This window comes from Dyadobacter jejuensis, assembly GCF_003149085.1.
GTDB lineage: Bacteria > Bacteroidota > Bacteroidia > Cytophagales > Spirosomataceae > Dyadobacter > Dyadobacter jejuensis.
In genome coordinates, this window is the sequence record NZ_QGDT01000011.1 from 102,261 (window position 1) to 119,848 (window position 17,588).

Annotated in this window: 14 protein-coding genes; 9 read left to right on the forward strand and 5 right to left on the reverse strand. The window is 46.8% G+C overall.

Annotation, left to right across the window (positions count from 1 at the left end; genetic code table 11):
* Positions 1 to 70: 70 nt before the first annotated feature.
* On the reverse strand, positions 71 to 2,944 hold the full coding sequence (locus tag CLV98_RS18045) for a T9SS type B sorting domain-containing protein (protein WP_109676526.1): 2,874 nt from the start codon (positions 2,942 to 2,944) through the stop codon (positions 71 to 73).
* Between the two features lie 229 nt (positions 2,945 to 3,173).
* On the opposite strand from CLV98_RS18045, the gene CLV98_RS18050 reads away from it, so the two are divergent.
* The 3 genes from CLV98_RS18050 (at position 3,174) to CLV98_RS18060 (ending at position 6,356) form a co-directional block, all read left to right on the forward strand.
* Positions 3,174 to 4,202: a PorP/SprF family type IX secretion system membrane protein gene (locus CLV98_RS18050; protein WP_109676528.1), complete on the forward strand. Its 1,029-nt coding sequence runs from the start codon at positions 3,174 to 3,176 to the stop codon at positions 4,200 to 4,202.
* A 254-nt stretch (positions 4,203 to 4,456) separates the two neighbouring features.
* Positions 4,457 to 5,242, forward strand: coding sequence for an NIPSNAP family protein (locus tag CLV98_RS18055; protein ID WP_109676530.1), 786 nt, complete (start codon positions 4,457 to 4,459; stop codon positions 5,240 to 5,242).
* 103 nt (positions 5,243 to 5,345) lie between these two features.
* Entirely contained in the window at positions 5,346 to 6,356 is a 1,011-nt protein-coding gene (locus CLV98_RS18060) for a quinone oxidoreductase family protein (RefSeq protein WP_109676532.1), read from the forward strand.
* 62 nt (positions 6,357 to 6,418) lie between these two features.
* On the opposite strand, the gene murQ is transcribed toward CLV98_RS18060, so the two are convergent.
* A complete protein-coding gene (murQ, locus tag CLV98_RS18065; protein WP_109676534.1) occupies positions 6,419 to 7,228 on the reverse strand; it encodes an N-acetylmuramic acid 6-phosphate etherase in 810 nt (269 codons plus the stop codon).
* A gap of 328 nt (positions 7,229 to 7,556) precedes the next feature.
* Between murQ and ilvD the strand changes: the two genes are divergently transcribed.
* From ilvD to CLV98_RS18095, 6 genes are all read left to right on the forward strand, one after another.
* Complete coding sequence (gene ilvD / locus CLV98_RS18070) at positions 7,557 to 9,245, forward strand: dihydroxy-acid dehydratase (protein ID WP_109676536.1); 1,689 nt, start codon at positions 7,557 to 7,559, stop codon at positions 9,243 to 9,245.
* Positions 9,246 to 9,297: 52 nt separating this feature from the next.
* Positions 9,298 to 11,058 (forward strand): biosynthetic-type acetolactate synthase large subunit, encoded by a 1,761-nt coding sequence (gene ilvB / locus CLV98_RS18075; RefSeq protein ID WP_109676538.1) that lies wholly within the window; start codon positions 9,298 to 9,300, stop codon positions 11,056 to 11,058.
* A 61-nt stretch (positions 11,059 to 11,119) separates the two neighbouring features.
* Positions 11,120 to 11,653: an acetolactate synthase small subunit gene (gene ilvN, locus CLV98_RS18080; protein ID WP_109676540.1), complete on the forward strand. Its 534-nt coding sequence runs from the start codon at positions 11,120 to 11,122 to the stop codon at positions 11,651 to 11,653.
* 63 nt (positions 11,654 to 11,716) lie between these two features.
* Positions 11,717 to 12,763: a ketol-acid reductoisomerase gene (ilvC, locus tag CLV98_RS18085; RefSeq protein WP_109676542.1), complete on the forward strand. Its 1,047-nt coding sequence runs from the start codon at positions 11,717 to 11,719 to the stop codon at positions 12,761 to 12,763.
* A gap of 94 nt (positions 12,764 to 12,857) precedes the next feature.
* Positions 12,858 to 14,111, forward strand: a complete 1,254-nt coding sequence (gene ilvA / locus CLV98_RS18090) for a threonine ammonia-lyase IlvA (protein WP_109676544.1) — start codon at positions 12,858 to 12,860, stop codon at positions 14,109 to 14,111.
* A gap of 9 nt (positions 14,112 to 14,120) precedes the next feature.
* Positions 14,121 to 14,966 (forward strand): AraC family transcriptional regulator, encoded by an 846-nt coding sequence (locus CLV98_RS18095; protein WP_109676546.1) that lies wholly within the window; start codon positions 14,121 to 14,123, stop codon positions 14,964 to 14,966.
* A 58-nt stretch (positions 14,967 to 15,024) separates the two neighbouring features.
* Here the strand turns inward: CLV98_RS18095 and CLV98_RS18100 are convergent, their stop codons facing one another.
* The 3 genes from CLV98_RS18100 to CLV98_RS18115 form a co-directional block, all read right to left on the reverse strand.
* Positions 15,025 to 15,300: a Txe/YoeB family addiction module toxin gene (locus CLV98_RS18100; protein ID WP_109676548.1), complete on the reverse strand. Its 276-nt coding sequence runs from the start codon at positions 15,298 to 15,300 to the stop codon at positions 15,025 to 15,027.
* A gap of 568 nt (positions 15,301 to 15,868) precedes the next feature.
* Positions 15,869 to 16,672, reverse strand: a complete 804-nt coding sequence (locus CLV98_RS18110) for a nucleotidyl transferase AbiEii/AbiGii toxin family protein (protein WP_109676550.1) — start codon at positions 16,670 to 16,672, stop codon at positions 15,869 to 15,871.
* Positions 16,669 to 17,490 (reverse strand): type IV toxin-antitoxin system AbiEi family antitoxin domain-containing protein, encoded by an 822-nt coding sequence (locus tag CLV98_RS18115; RefSeq protein ID WP_109676552.1) that lies wholly within the window; start codon positions 17,488 to 17,490, stop codon positions 16,669 to 16,671. The genes CLV98_RS18110 and CLV98_RS18115 overlap by 4 nt, the downstream gene beginning before the upstream one ends.
* Positions 17,491 to 17,588: the final 98 nt, after the last annotated feature.

The window sequence follows — 17,588 nt, forward strand, 5'->3', positions numbered from 1 at the left end:
ATTTTTCTTAAGGACAAACAGAGCCCTCTACGGCTCAAAAATAACCTATTTTTCCCGAATTACCCAGAGCCTAGCGGATCAGCATGACCGATCCCCGCTTCACGATCGGGGCCCTTTCCGGAAAATACAAGGCCTCATAGGACAGCACGTAGGGATAGGCTCCCGGCTGCACCAAAACGCCCTTATAGGTACCATCCCATAGGTTGTCGACATCTTCGGTGGCGAATATCACCTCTCCCCAACGGTTGTATATCCGCATGGTAAAATTGGTAAAATAAGCGCCAAAGACTTGAAAGGTCTCATTATGCCCTTCCCCGTCGGGCGTAAAGGCATCGGGGATAAAGAATCGGGGCTCGCAACGGTCAATAACCGTTGTAGACTGAGAGGTAACACAGCCTTCTGGGTTGGTGGCACTTACGGTATACACGCCAGCCGTATTCGTGGTAAAGGTTTGTGTGGTATCTCCAGTAGGATACCAAAGATATTTTAGTGAACCTATCCCATTGGCGTCCACGATTACCGATTGGCCGTCGGGTATACATAAGGAATACTCGGGTATAAGATTCAGAATGGGTGAAGGCCTTTCACCCACTACAAGGGTGTCGGAATTGTAACAATCATTACGGTCTTTTACCACCACAAAATACTCGCCCGGCTGGCTAACGGTGATATCTTTGGTAGACTCCCCATTGCTCCAATTGAACTCTATCCACCTAGTACTAGGCACGGAAAGCACTATAGAGCTATCTCTACAGAGGGTGGTATCGGGCCCAATATCGATGGCCGGTGGGCGGCGTAAGGTAATCTGAATCGTATCGGAAGCATAGCAATCGGCTTGAGGACCATTATAGGCCAAGGCTATATATTGGCCTGTATTTAAGGCCCGATAGTCCTTCTCACGGCCTACCACTCTGCCTGCATGGATCCACACATAACCCTGTGCTTGTACATTGGCACTTAGCGGCACATAGGCCCCGCAGGTATCCTTGTCGGGCCCAAGGTCCAACCCAGTAGGCGTTTCGTAAATGGTAATTTCCTGGATAATCAGCGTATCGGTACATTTGTTCATGGCTCTCAAAGCCACCTGATAGGTCCCGGGCGTGGTATAGGTAAAAGTGGTTTGCTGTTCGCTAGAAGGAGGAGTAAAACCACCTGTTGGATAGTCGAAACTCCAGGAATAGGTATCCTCTATGGGGTCACAGATGGGGCTGGCCTGAAAGCTGGTGGGTTCATTGGTACAGAAACCCTCGGCTTCAAAACCCGGCCCCGAACTTTCCTGGGTAAAGTCCTGAACCATATTGGGGAGTCCTAATTCACTTACTTTACCCCCCAGGCTTACGCCTTCACGTTCATATTCCACTCCAGTAATGGAGTTTCCCTCTGGCTCCCCTATAACCGCCAAATATTCACTGCCTTCAATAGCCATATAAATCCTACCATCCGGGCCTATTTGTAGGGCACCGAAGGTTTCCGTTGCCGAGCTATCGAGGGCGATGGCCGTTTCTATAATAAGGCTATCGGGCAAAGTGAGGTCGTATTGTAGCAGATAGCTGCTCTCCCCATCCTTTCCTTGGAAGGATACATACATTTTTTCACCACTAGGCGAAAACTCCACCCCGTAGGCCGTAGGTGGAGCAGGGCCAAGGTCCAAGGTTTTTGTTAGCGACAAGGTGCCAGTCGAATCATTGAAACTATACAATTCCACAAAGTTCTGTGGAGGGCCTGGTACCACCACGGCCAAGGTACGCTCCCCTGTTAATGAGTCGGGAGCAGAGAATTTCATATACCCCTCCGCTTCGGTGGTAGTATCTCTAGGCATTCCTAATTGGACCGTGCTTTCTTGAATAAAACCCGCGTTAGTAGCATGAAAAATGCGAAAGGTATTGTCCCCATAATCATGCGAAATAACCCAGTAGGTACTGTCGCGGTCGTTACGAACGGAGGCAATATTTTCGGTAGTGGGCTTTTGTAAGGTAGTATTCTGTTCTATGATCGCTCCTTTCCCGTCGTTCCGGCGCATATCGACCACACTGAGCGTCAACAATTGCTCCCCGTTGATGTCGGAGGTAGTAATGACGTTGTACAAATATTCACAGCCCTTACAAGTAGGCTGTGGGACAATCAGCACCGATTGAGTAGAATTGGGGCTTCCTTTTAGGTCGACGCAGGTGGTCAGGTCATAGCAATTCATTTTGTCCCCATCCTTATTATAAATGGTGATCCCATCGGTATAAAATAGCAGCTCCCCCTTCGAATTGGATATGGAAGAAGTCCCCTCTGTAGTATTTAAGTTTCCATCGGTCAGGGGGGTTGGGGGATTATTGTTAAAGTCTAACCCCGCATTGGCTCCAAAATACCATTTTGCCCCTTCCTGATTGGAAGGTTCCATGCAAATTTTTACATTAATTCGATCTTGAATGGTACAACCATTGGGCATAATGACCTCTACGGAATAGCACCCAGAACTATCGACCGTAATGGTCTGGGTGGTATCGCCTTTAGGATACCAGATATATCGAGCACCAGCTGGTGCTCCATTGGGATAAGGATCTAGTAAGATAGAGTCTCCAGGGCAGATGGTAGAGTCTGTTTTCCACTCCTGAAATGCAGGAGGGAGCTCCCCGATCTCCACCGGCTTACTTACCGTTTGAGTGGTTCCATCGGATAGGGTCCGATTTAAAGTTACCGTATAAGTTCCTGGTGTCAGATAGGAATATAGGGCATTCTTTCCCGTACCCGTACCCACTCCATCGCCAAACTCCCAGCTCCACGCCACCCCGGTGCTCAACGTATCTCTGAAGAGAGTCATATCGTCCTCACAATCGAGATCCTGTACACATGGCCCCTCCACCACAAACTGCGCCCTTGCACCAGCTATTGAAAGCAAGCTTAGGAACAGGAAGGTGAAAAATTGTTGCCTGTATATGATATAATTTTGACCCATGTTTCGTTAATAGTTCAAGCGCCCCTTACCAGACCCATTGCAATAGTAGCGGAATATATAAGCATCTAACGAAAATTAGAGGCGTAAATTTTGCCCGCTAGCGTTAGAAAATTGCCGGGTATTCAAATAATAGTACGCAAATTGATGATAATTTGTGATATTCATATTCTAATTGGCTTAGTTTATCCATATCATACACCTCACTATACGGTTCGCAATATCCATTCCTATGCTTAAAAAAGTACTGCTGTTACTCTTATTGACACTATTTACTTTGAAAGGTTGGGCTCAAGACCCACAATTTTCACAGTTTTATGCCAATCCGCTATATCTGAACCCCGCCTTAGCTGGAGGAGCCTTAGCGCCTAGAGCAACCATAAATTACCGCAACCAATGGCCTTCTCTTTCGGCCAACTTCGTTACCACCACTTTCGGTGCCGACGTTTTCCTTCCCAACTATAACAGTGGTCTGGGTGTATTAGTTACCATGGATAGCCAAGGACTGGGCAATTTAAAATCGACAGAAGCGGCCCTGCAATACTCCTATCAAATAGGGCTGGATGAAGTTACGTCCTTAAGATTTGGCATCCAAGGGGGATTTGCCTCTAGGACGCTCGATTATTATGGTTTAACTTTTGGTGACCAATTTACCAACGGCGGACTCACCGGCAACCCCTCTTCCGACCCCTTCGCCCAAGGGGGCCCTAACGTCAACTACGCCGACTTTTCCGCTGGCATGATGATCTACTCCGACTGGTACTGGGCCGGACTATCCGCGCATCACCTCAACCGCCCCAACCAGGCCTTCTCGAATGTAGAGGCCCGTTTACCCATCAAAACGAGTTTTCAGGCCGGTTTGCGCATACCCTTTGCTGGATACACCTATTTGGGAAACGAGATTGACAAGGAAAAAACTATTTCTCCTGCCATATTATACAAGAAACAAGGAAAATACGACCAGCTCGACCTTGGCATGTACATGACCCTGGAACCCTTGGTACTGGGGGCTTGGTACCGTGGTATCCCCTTCAAAAAATATGACGCCGGAATCAACAACCATGAGGCGCTTATCCTGCTCGCAGGCTTTCGACAGGACCGTTTTTCTATAGGTTACAGCTATGACCTCACCATTTCGACCTTGGGTGCCAGCAGTGGTGGGGCCCACGAAATCTCGCTCTCCTATGTTTTCGATCCCTTAACACCAAAACAGAAACGCTCCAAGGCTAGGAAAAGAGAGCTTTCCTGTCCTAAATTTTAAACCTAAAACTTTTGGATGATGATCATTTTATAGGAGACCGTATCCCGAATAATCTTGAACCAACCTGCTCACCATCGGCATAGATACCCCCGCCAAAAATTAGAAAATCGTTTTCAGAAAATGTCTGATCACCCAACCCGACTGCCGACGCCTCCGGTCGTTATAAAGTCTATTGCCCAATAAGGGTATAAGTCCCTTTACTTCGACTTTTTATAAAGTCTTTATTTTTTTACAAACATTAAGCCTGCTATTTTATGTACCATTTCAGCCTGAAGCCATTTGCCTTACTTTTCCTGGCCTTAATAACCTCCCTCTCCTGGGCTAAGGCCCCCAAAAGAGAATTTTATCAAATAAAAATTTACCGTATTAATAGTAGCGAACAAGGCGATAGAGTAGAAAAGTACCTCAAAGACGCCTATATCCCCGCCATGCACCGGATAGGCATCAAGAATATCGGGGTATTTAAGCCCGTAACTTCCGATAGCCTTTCAGGAAAACAGATTTATGTGCTTACGCCTTTCAAATCTTTGGATCAGCTGGCACAGCTCCCCTCCACTTTGGAGAAAGACAAGCAATATCTTTCGGCAGGCAAGGACTACCTCGACGCAGCATACAATAACGCCCCCTATCAACGGATAGAAACCACCATACTTCGGGCATTTGAAGGACACCCCTTTATAAGCAAACCGGCCTTATCGGGTAGCAAAGCCGAACGCATCTATGAACTTCGTAGCTATGAAAGTGCTACCGAAAAGCTCCACCTCAACAAGGTTAGGATGTTCAACGATGGCAACGAAGTAGGTATTTTCGATCGCTTAGGCTTCAATGCCGTGTTTTATGGAGAGGTAGTATCTGGGGGAACCATGCCTAACCTGATGTATATGACTACCTTCGACAATAAGGCCTCCCGCGATGCCCATTGGAAAGCCTTTACCGACGATGCCGAATGGGCTAAAGTAAAAGTAATTCCTGAGTTTCAGCACAACGTTTCCAAGAATATTCAGAAGTTCCTTTTCCCGACAGAATATTCCGATATCTAATCGTATTTAACTATATTTCCACCCTTAGTCGGCGCCACAAACCATCACTGGAAAGTGGCCTAGCTAAGGGTTTTTTATTTTAAGTCAACAAAATAAATGAGATATGAAAGCTGCCGTATTGCAAAATTTAAGAGAAGCGCTAGAAATTCAAGATATAGACAAGCCTACAGCAGGTGCTGGAGAGGTGGTAGTACAGGTAAAGTCGGCCTCCCTCAACCACCGCGACTTATGGATCCAGAAGGGGTTGTACCCCCGTATCGTCACCCCACTGGTGGTGGGCTCTGATGGGGCAGGAGTAGTTACCGACCTAGGAGAAGGGGTGGCCTCCGAATGGCTTCATAAGGAGGTCATCATGAACCCTTCCCATAACTGGGGCGACAATCCAGACTATTATGGAGCCGATCATAAAATACTGGGTATGCCCGACAACGGTACCTTCGCCGAATATATCAAAATCGAAGCCAAATATTTGGTAGAAAAGCCAGCACATTTATCCTTTGAACAGGCGGCGGCCTTGCCCTTAGCGGGCCTTACAGGTTATCGAGCCTTGTTTACACGCTGTGGGCTCCGGCCTACCGACAAGGTGCTTATCACGGGTGCGGGTGGAGGAGTGGCCCTGCTGGCCATTCAGATGGCCGTAGCTATTGGGGCCGAAGTATGGGTTACCTCGGGCTCCGACGACAAAATAGCCAAAGCCATGGATATGGGGGCCAAAGGGGGCATCAACTATAAAAATCCTACCTGGTACCGCGACCTTCTCGTAAAGGCCAGAGGGCCCAAAACTGGCTATTTCAACGTAATCATAGACAGTGCAGGGGGGGCAGGCTTCACGTTCCTCACCGATCTGGCCGCTCCTGGAGCCAATATTTGCTTTTACGGAGGTGGCCGAGGCAATATCACCGATCTGGTACCTGCCAAGATATTTTTTAAACAGTTGAATATCAAAGGAACCACCATGGGTAATGATGCCGAGTTCGCCGACATGGTCGCCTTAATCTCCGAAAAGAAGATCGTTCCCGTCATTGACAGAACCTTCACGCTCGACCAAGCCGAAGAGGCGCTTCAATATATGGAGTCAGGTCAGCAGTTTGGGAAAATCATGCTGAATATATAGCGCTGGAATTGCTGGACGGCGTGAGGGAAGCCTCTCGCCGTCCAGCAAGAAGTATCCAATTATTATTTCTTGCCTTGAAGGGCCTCTATCGCCGCCCGTACACTACCATGCTCGTCGAGCAAAGAAGCGGCCTCATCCGGCGACACATCCACTTCTTCCATAATCATACGAATCGCCCTGCCCACCAATTTCTCGTTGGTCAGCTGCATGTCTACCATCTTATTCCCTTTTACTCTGCCCAATTGGATCATGGCAGCAGTAGAGATCATATTGAGCACCAGTTTTTGTGCCGTTCCCGACTTCATTCTGGTACTGCCAGTCAAAAACTCTGGGCCTACCACCACTTCTACCGGATACTCTGCCGCTTCGGCTACTGCCGAGCCTTCGTTACAAACGATGCAGCCCGTAAGTAAGCCCGCTTTATGCGCCTCATTAAGCCCACCAATTACATAAGGCGTACGCCCTGAAGCGGCTAGCCCTATTAGGCTATCTCTTTCATTAGGCTTGTAGGCCTGAAGATCTACCCAGGCCTGGTCCCAATCGTCCTCGGCATTCTCTACCGCACTCCTGATGGCCTGGTCACCGCCAGCGATAAGCCCCACTACCAAGCCGGGTGAAACGCCGAAGGTGGGAGGGCACTCGGAGGCATCGAGGATCCCCAAACGGCCACTAGTACCCGCCCCAATATAAAATAGCCGTCCACCGGCCTTCATTCTAGGGACTATTTGGGCTAGCAGGGCCTCTATCTGCGGCAGCGCTTTGCTTACCGCTTGAGGAACGGTTTGATCCTCTTTATTAATCGAACTTAACAGTTCGTGGATGGGCATCTTTTCCAGATCCGTATAGGACGAACTCGCTTCTGTTGTTAACATAGTCTTTGATTATTGCTTGAAACAAAATTAATTCTTTTCCTATTACCGTGGGCCTGTTAATAATTATTTGGCATTTGTCTAAGTTTTCATTCAAAAAAGTGCCCTAATATTTGGAAAATAAAAAGTTACCCTCCTACTTTGTAAGACCAAAAACAAATTAGCGAAATTTCGCTGTCAAAATATTTTACGCTGAACAATGTTTAAGATAATTCCACTTCCAGTCGTTACAGTCACGCACTAAGGCCGAGTGGGATCGTCGAGTACCAAATACTTGCACCTCACTCCCCAACCAGAGTGAGGTGTTTTACTTTTATCCTTTTCAAATATCATGGCGAACGAATTAAACAAATTCTCGAAAACCCTTACCCAGGAGGTCACTAACCCAGCCGCTCAGGCCATGCTCTATGCCATAGGCTTTAAAGAGGAAGACTTTGCCAAGCCGCAAATAGGCATTGCCAGCACAGGCTATGAGGGAAACCCTTGTAACATGCACCTTAACGGACTATCGGTCTACGTAAAGCAGGGGGTACAAGCCAATAACGATATGGTTGGCCTTATATTCAATACCATTGGTGTATCGGATGGTATGACTAACGGAAACGACGGGATGCGTTACTCCCTACCCAGCCGCGACATCATTGCCGACTCCATAGAGACGGTAGTATCTGCGCAGTGGTACGATGGGGTAATCGCCGTGGTAGGATGCGATAAAAATATGCCTGGAGCCATCATGGCCATGGCACGAATAGGCCGACCAGCCATCATGGTCTACGGAGGTACCATTCGTTCGGGACATTATAAGGGTAAAAAACTCGATATCGTTTCGGCATTTGAAGCATTAGGACAAAAGTTTGCCAATAACATTTCTGACGAAGACTATAAAGGAGTTATACAGAACTCTATCCCTGGCCAAGGTGCCTGTGGCGGGATGTATACGGCCAACACCATGGCATCCTCTATTGAGGCTATGGGCTTAAGCCTTCCATTTGGCAGCAGCTATCCGGCTACTCACGAAGGCAAGAAAGAGGAGTGCAAGAAGATTGGCGAAGCCATGAAAAAACTCTTGGAACTCAACATCACTCCCAAAGAAATTATTACACGCAAATCGCTAGAGAACGCCCTGACGGTAGTAATGGCCTTAGGAGGCTCTACGAATGCCACCTTACATTACCTGGCCATCGCAAGGGCTGCGGGAATCCCCTTAACCCTCGACGACATTCAGGTAATATCGGATCGGGTACCGTTCATTGCCGACCTGAAGCCTAGCGGTAAATATTACATGGAGGATATGCTGGAAATCGGTGGGGTACCGGCGGTTATGAAATACTTATTCGAACAAGGGCTTATTCATGGCGACTGTATTACCGTAACCGGTAAAACCGTAGCTGAAAACCTTGCCGACGTTCCAAGTCTTGACTTCGACGCTCAGAAAATCGTTTTCCCCCTTACTAGCCCCATCAAACCTTCGGGCCATATCCAGATATTGTATGGTAACCTGGCCCCTGAAGGATCGGTAGCCAAAATTACCGGCAAAGAAGGGTTGCGTTTCGAAGGAGAGGCCAAAATCTGCGAGCATGAATCGGAAATCATTGAGGCCTTGGCCAAAGGTGAAATCAAGGAAGGACATGTCGTAGTGATCCGCAATGCCGGCCCTAAAGGAGGACCCGGAATGTCGGAAATGCTCAAGCCTACCTCGGCCGTTATGGGAGCGGGCCTAGGCGACAAAATAGCCCTGATCACCGACGGGCGCTTCTCTGGGGGGACACACGGCTTTGTAGTAGGGCATATCTGCCCTGAGGCCTTCGACGGTGGACCCATAGCCCTAGTAAAAGATGGAGATAAAATCACCATCGACGCCGATACCCGCGAGCTCAAGCTGCATGTTTCCGATGAGGAACTCGCCAGCAGGAAAGCCACTTGGGTACAACCCGAGCCCCGTTTTACAAAAGGGATGCTAGGACGTTATATCCGTACCGTGAAGTCGGCCAGCGAAGGCTGTGTTACCGACGAAGCCTAAGGATTTTAAAAATAATATTTGAAAATTCATCAGACTAATTAATAAGCAAGTCATGGAATTTAATGAAAAACAAATAGCCACGGCCGAAATGGAACAACAAACCCAATCGACCACTACCCCAGAATTGATCAACGGCTCTCATGCCGTGATTCGAGCACTCATAAAGGAAGGGGTCGAAACCATATTTGGGTACCCTGGTGGGGCCATCATGCCCGTGTACGACGCCATCTATGACTACCAGGACCAGATCAACCACATTCTGGTACGTCATGAACAAGGCGCTTCACATGCCGCTGAAGGCTTTGCCAGAGCCACCGGCAAAGTGGGTGTTTGTTTGGCTACTTCCGGCCCCGGAGCCACCAATTTGGTGACGGGCATTGCCGATGCCATTATTGACTCCACCCCTATGGTCTGCATTGTAGGCCAGGTAGTGGCAGGCTTATTGGGTACCGACGCCTTTCAGGAGACTGATATCATAGGCGTTACCACCCCCATTACCAAATGGAATTACCAAATTACCCGGGCCGACGAAATCCCGGAGATCATGGCCAAGGCTTTTTATATTGCCAAATCGGGAAAACCAGGGCCCGTACTCATCGATATCACCAAAAATGCTCAGAATGAGCTCCTAAGCAAGCCTTTCAACTATAAGCCTTGCGTGAGTCTGCGGAGCTATCGCCCGAGGCTTGTGCCCAAGGCCGATCAGCTGCAAGCGGCTGCCAAGTTGATCAACGAGGCCAAAAAGCCCTTTTTATTCTTTGGCCATGGTGTTAACATTTCCAAAGCGGAAGATGAGCTCTTGCGGTTTATAGAAAAAACGGATATGCCCGCAGCCGCTACCCTTCTGGGCCTATCGTCGGTGTCGGTCGACCACCCCAATTATGTAGGCTGGCTAGGTATGCACGGCAACTACGGTACCAACGTGCTGACCAACCAATGCGACCTGATCGTGGCGGTGGGGATGCGCTTCGACGACCGCGTAACGGGCGACTTGAGCCGCTATGCCAAGCAAGCCAAGATCGTGCATATTGAAATTGACCCCGCCGAAATCAACAAGATCATGAAAACGGAGGCTCCCGTTGTTGGCGATGCCAAGGTAGCGCTCGAACAATTGTTGCCTCTAGTAGAGGCCAACGACCATTCGGAATGGAGAGCGGAGTTCAAGAAATATGAAAAAGAGGAATTTGAAAAAATCACTCAGCCCGAACTGTCGGCAACTACCGAAAAAATAAAAATGGCCGAGGTCATTCGTAAACTGTCGGACAAAACCAAGGGTGAGGCCATCGTGGTGGCCGATGTGGGCCAGCATCAGATGATGTCGGCTAGGTACTACGAATTCAAGAAGGCCAATTCCTTTATTACCTCGGGAGGTTTAGGAACCATGGGCTATGCCCTTCCGGCAGCTTTTGGCGCCAAGGTAGGAGCCCCCGACCGCGAGGTGGTAGCCATTATCGGCGACGGTTGCTTCCAGATGACCCTCCAAGAGCTGGGTACCATCGCTCAAAGTGGATTGGCCGTGAAAGCCATTATCCTAAATAATAATTACCTGGGAATGGTGCGCCAATGGCAGCAGTTGTTTTTTGAAAAACGCTACTCATTTGTAGAACTCCAGAATCCCGACTTTATTACCATAGCCAAAGGCTTTGGCATTGACGGCCACACCTGTGCCCACCGCCAAGACCTGGAAGCCTCTTTAGATACGCTTATCGCCTCCGACAAGCCCTATCTGCTGGAGGTTCTCGTAGAAAAAGAAGAGAATGTATTCCCGATGGTACCAACAGGTGCTAGTGTATCGGAAATCAGACTGGAATAATCAGGAGTGTGTACCCTTAAGGCCAGCACTTCAGTATTTTCAAAATTTATTCAAGAACAACATGACTACCTACACCATTTGTGTATTTACGGAGAATACCTTTGGGATTTTGAACAAAATCACCACGATTCTCACCCGTAGACGCATCAATATAGAAAGCCTTACGGTTTCGGAAACGGAGCGAAAGGGAATCTCCCGATTTACCATCGTGATCCGCCACGACTCCCGTGAGGTGGTTGAAAAACTCGTTCGTCAGATTCGTAAAGTGATAGAAGTCCTGGCGGTATTCGGTTACCTCAACGACGAAATCGCCTATAACGAAATCGCACTGTTCAAAATCCCTACCCCTATCGATGCCAAGCCCATCGATATCGAGACCATCAACAAGGTGCATAAAGCTTGGGTGGTATACTGGCACCTCAATTATGTCATTATCCAAAAAACGGGTACAGAAGAAGAAATTTTCGAGTTTTTCGACTACATAAAACCCCATGGTATCCTAGAGTTCGTTCGCTCAGGAAGGGTGGCAGTGAGCAAATCGCCCCAGACCCTTGTCGACTACCTACCCGAGGCCGACCTGGAATATTATCAGTAGTGCACAATTTTTAGTAGTATTGTTTTTTAATTCATTTGTAATCAATAATTCAATCAATAACCAATGGCAAAATTAAATTTCGGCGGGGTCGAAGAAGAAGTAGTAACCCGTGAAGAGTTTCCTTTAGAAAAAGCACGCGAAGTACTTTCCTCAGAAACCATCGCTGTGATCGGATATGGTGTTCAAGGCCCAGGCCAAAGCCTTAACATGCGCGATAACGGATTCAATGTTATCGTTGGTCAGCGTAAAGGCGGTAAGTCTTGGGACAAGGCAGTTGCCGACGGCTTCGTACCAGGCGAAACCCTTTTCGAAATCGAAGAGGCGCTTTCTAAAGGAACCGTTATTTGCTACCTACTTTCGGATGCAGCACAAATCGAATTGTGGCCTACCGTTAAGAAACACCTTACTCCTGGGAAAGCTCTTTACTTCTCTCACGGATTCGGTGCTACCTACAAAGACCAAACGGGTATCGTTCCTCCTGCAGACGTAGACGTGTTCTTGGTAGCTCCTAAGGGATCTGGTACTTCGCTTCGTCGTATGTTCGTAGAAGGAAAAGGCTTGAACTCTTCTTTCGCCATCTTCCAAGATGCTACTGGCAAAGCCCGCGAAAAATGTATCGCTATGGGTATTGGCGTAGGTTCTGGCTACCTATTCGAAACGGATTTCTACCGTGAAGTAACTTCTGACCTTACTGGTGAGCGTGGAACTTTGATGGGTGCTATCCAAGGTATCTTTGCCGCTCAATATGAAGTATTGCGTTCGAACGGCCACTCTCCATCGGAAGCTTTCAACGAAACCGTCGAAGAATTGACTCAATCATTGATGCCTTTGGTAGCCGAAAACGGAATGGACTGGATGTACGCCAACTGTTCTACTACTGCTCAACGAGGTGCACTAGACTGGTGGAAGCCTTTCCGTGACGCTACTAAGCCCGTTTTCGAACAACTTTACAACTCTGTGAAGACTGGTAACGAAGCTAAAATATCGATTACTCGTAACTCTCAGCCCGACTACCGTGTGAAGTTGGAAGAAGAGCTTGCCGAACTTCGCGAATCAGAAATGTGGAGAGCTGGTAAAACAGTACGTAGCCTACGTCCTGAAAACAACTAAGCATGACTATCTGGCCTGTAGCAGTACTTACTGCTACGGGTTTTTCTAATAAAATTGGCTTTACGGTTACCGTAAGGCCTTTTTGCTTCATACCATGAAAACCAATCACAGCCCTTCGCTGGACCATATCTTCAAAGCCGCCGAGCGCCTTCGGGGAATTATCAACCATACCCCTCTGCTGCATAACCAGCACCTTTCCGAGCAATATCAAGCCAATATTTACCTCAAAAGGGAGGACCTGCAGACCGTTCGCTCTTATAAAATACGAGGAGCCTACAACAAAATGGCCAGCCTATCGGCCGAGCAGCTGGCGGGCGGGGTGGTATGTGCCAGCGCCGGCAACCATGCCCAGGGCGTCGCCTATGCCTGTCAGAAAATGCAGGTAAAAGGAGCCATATTCATGCCCACCACCACCCCTGCTCAGAAAGTGAAGCAGGTGCGGCTCTTTGGGAAAGAATGGATAGAGATTCATCTGGTGGGCGATACCTACGACGACGCCTACCATGCCTCGATGGTCTATCGCGATACGACCAACGCCGTTTTCGTCCATCCCTTCGACGACCTCCAGGTGATAGAGGGCCAAGGGACCGTAGGACTGGAGATCTTTAAAGATGCCGATTTTAATATCGACTATCTATTGATGGCCATTGGTGGAGGTGGACTGGCCTCGGGCATTTCAACGGTATTCAAGCAGCTCTCTCCCCAAACCAAGCTGGTCGGAGTAGAACCCCTGGGCTCCCCTACCATGCACGACTCCATAGCCGCCGGCCAAGTGCTAACTTTGGAGCATATCGATAAGTTTGTCGACGGAGCCGCCGTGCGCCGTGCTGGGGACATCACCTACGAAGTATGCCGCCATAGCTTGGAAAAAATCATACTAGTACCCGAAGGACGCGTTTGCTCCTCCATATTGCAGCTTTATAACGAAGAGGCCATCGTAGCCGAACCGGCAGGAGCCCTTACCGTGGCTGCATTGGACGACATCAAAGAAGAAATAAAAGGCAAAAATGTGGTGCTGCTCATCAGCGGAGGCAATAACGACATTACCCGCACCGAGGAGATCAAAGAGCGATCCTTGCTCTTCGAAGGGCTGAAGCATTACTTTATCGTTCGCTTCCCCCAGCGATCGGGTGCCTTCAGGGAGTTCCTTAACGTATTGGGCCCCAACGACGATGTGGCCCGCTTCGAGTACGTCAAGAAGACCAGTAGGGAGCAAGGCCCCGCCTTGGTAGGGATAGAGCTGAAAAGCCGCGAAGACTTCCAACCCTTGCTAGCCCGCATGGACGAGGCCAAAATCGTATGCGAATACCTAAACGACCAACCCGATTTGTTTCAGTTTTTGGTGTAAATTGCTGGTATGCTTCGCGTCCCCTCCGATATTAGCGCTCAGGAATTTGAATCCCTTAAGATTCAGGACATGACCTTTGTGGCCTATCGCAACGAAATTTACCCTTCCAAATACGATGTATTTTTCGAGGAGCATGCGGTCATTGTGGTGCTGGAAGGGGAGAAAAAATTCACTAGCCCCACCCAGGAGGTCCATGTGGCCAAGGGGGATATCCTATTTATTCAGCGGGGTTTTTACCTGATGTCCGAGTCCATCAACGAGGCTTATAAGAGTCTGGTATTCTTTTTCGACGAAAAACTGTTGAAGGAGTTTGTGAGCCTGCATCCCGAACTCTTTAGCACCCACAGCGAGGAGCGCCTCAGCCAATACCCCATTCTGCTGCTCCAGTCGGACGACAACTTCGAGAAATTCATCCAGTCTATCTTCCCCTATTTTCACTCCCGGGAGGCCCTTAAAAATCATTTCCTGCGATTGAAATTCCAGGAACTCCTGTTGCACCTCTTGGAGCTGGAGCCCTCTCAACAGCTACGTTCCATCTTATATGGACTATATAAGGGGGAAAAAGTCGACCTGTCGTTCCTGATGAACAGCTATTACCTCAAGCCCCTTACCTTGGCCGAACTGGCCAAGCTTTCGGGCCGTAGCCTGTCGGTATTCAAACGCGACTTCCAGGAAGAGTTTCAAACTTCTCCGGCCCTATGGCTCAAAAACAAGCGCCTCGACTACGCCGATTTCCTGCTCCGCAACAGCCCCAAAAATGTATCGGAAATTGGCGCAGAAATAGGCTACGAAAGCGTGTCGCATTTTATTAAGACCTATAAAGAAAAATTTGGCAGGACACCGAAGAGGAGGTAAGGAGGGGAGAAGCTAACTTTGATCTATGACTCGGTGTAAATATCAATAATACCGATACTCAATCCTTATAGTGGCCATACGCACCAAGGACAGACACCACAATCTTATCGCCATCAATGAGGTAAACCAATCTGTGTCTACTGTCAATCCGTCTTGACCAAACATTTTGTTGGTGATACCTTAGTTTTTCTGGTTTACCCGTGCCTGATTCTGGATGTACCCTAAGTTCTTGTAATAACGAATAGAGCTTTTTTAGAAGGGCTTTATTACCCGTTTTCTTTATCTTTCCAAGATCCTCTAGAGATTCAGCTGTGAAGACAATATCAAAATTCATAATCCCAATAAATCTTTCAACTGTTCATTATCAAGTTTAGAAGTTTTTCCCTCCTGATATGACTGAAGGCTTTTGGTCAATCGTGCTTGAATGACTGGGTCGTCGAAGAAACGATCATTTTTTATATCCTTTGAAATCTCATAGACTTTGTCACTCCCTCTCTGAATGATTACTCGCTCATTATTATCTATCAAATCAAGATATTTTTTTAAATTTTGCCGAAACTCTCTAGTGCTAACTATTACCATGGATATATATTTATGTGTACACAATAATATACACATTATAGATTAGATGAGTTCCTATAGGCATTGAGTTGAGAACAAACGATCGATCATTCCACATTTACGTCTCAAGTAGTCTGATAGTAAATACGAGGAATGGTGATTGTTTTCAATAATCGCCGAAAGCGTGTCCCATTTTATAAAAACCCATAAAAAAAAATATGGCAGAACACCAAGAGGAGGTAAGGAGGGGGAAAATGACTGAAGGCTTTTGGTCAGTCGCTCTTTAATGACCGATTCCCCAAAGAAACGATCATTTTTGATATCCTTTAAAATTTCATAGCTCATAATACTAAACTCTTTAAGTGACGCATTACCTCCCTAACAACTTGATCAAAGTCAGGCAAATCTGGAATTTGATCAGCCATAGACGCTTTCCAACGACCCTTATATTGTGGCAATCGCTGTGCAAGTTTGTTATGAAAATCGGTCGAGTCAATATTTTTACTTTCACATTTTGCTCTGAATTCAATCGAATATAAAGCATCATCCATTTCATGAATTTCTAATAAATACCAAATGTCGTAAAAGTCTCTTGCTTGCATTCGCTGCATTATTGAACGCAACTTTTCGACTAAAACTTCTTCAAGTGGGTAACAGAGCAACAGGTGATCTTCCTGATCTGAGTAACCCAAGAAAGTGCCTTGCAAAACGGGTTCAAACTGTAATTGCTCGCTTCTTGAAATATCAACTTTCACTCGTTTATTTGCCCCTATTCCTCCTAGTGGTCCGACATAACCAATGTAGAAGTTAATTCCTCCATCTTCATGTTCACTATTGTCAATGACCTTAAGAGGTATATTGGCTTCTTCTTGAATGTATTCAAAAACTTCAGAGAACCATCCAAAGATATGTTCATTCGAAATATCATTATCGAGCAAAGTGAAATCAAGGTCTTCCGAAAAACGATAATCTTCGAAATACACCTGCTTCAATGCTGTACCACCTTTAAAAATTATGGTTGTTGAAAGCTGTTCATGTTGAGCAATGCCTTGCAGTATCCAGGAAAGGATGTAATCTTTCTCAATCTGCTGATCTCGCACACCAACTTCTCGTGCTTTTTTTTGTATTTCGCCAGGCTTGATCATGTGTAGATGGCAGATTTAATGGTTTCAATTTCTAAATTCTGCTGAATACTCCACCGGCTTATCATCTTGCCTGATTTCGGAAGTTCGGTATCTAGCAGGACGTAAGAAGCTGTTTTCGATTTTTGTAATTTTTTAGTGATGCCCGATTTTATTTCGAGTACTTCAAGAAGGAATCCTAATCGTTTAATCACAGCTTGTGATTTAAAATGTTCAGTATATTCAAGGAGCCTTTCGAAATTTATTTTGTCCTTAGACGTGTATATTGCCCTAGCAACTTCAACAATACCTCCTGCATAATCAGGTTTGAATAGACAATCGACAAATGTCTTTTCAAGATCGGAGCACTCCACTTTATTGAAACTATCAATCCAAATTTTCTTAGAACCAAAAAAGTGTTTCTCGTTGTGATATATGAATTGAAAAGATGTGTTCTTAATCGTCAGGGCTGATGGCCGCATCTGCTTTGCAACTACGATTTGTTCCTTTAAAGAGGGTTGGGTTATCAGATTATGTATTTGTAAAGCAGAATAGTAACCGATGTAATGCTCAACTCCTTTTGTCAAAGGTTTTGCGATTAAATGCCAGTCAGGCATAAAAGTTTCTGCCTCTTGCTCATAAGGTATGATGTAGTATAATCCTTTTTTTAAGCGCATCAGAAGCCCTCTTTTTACCATGTCGCTAAGAAGCTCCTTTAAAGCACTATCACTGGAATTAGGTAGGGCTGCCATAGCCTCAGAATAATCAAAACAATCCTTATTCATCTGATTAAAGAAAGTCAGAATCTCATTTGATTGTGTAGATATTAACTTATGTTTCATAGTTTAAAAGTCAGCTATAACCTGACTACAATGATACGAAAAGTAATTATAATACTTATTATTCATAGTAAGTATGTCAGCTTTAACCTGACTCATAC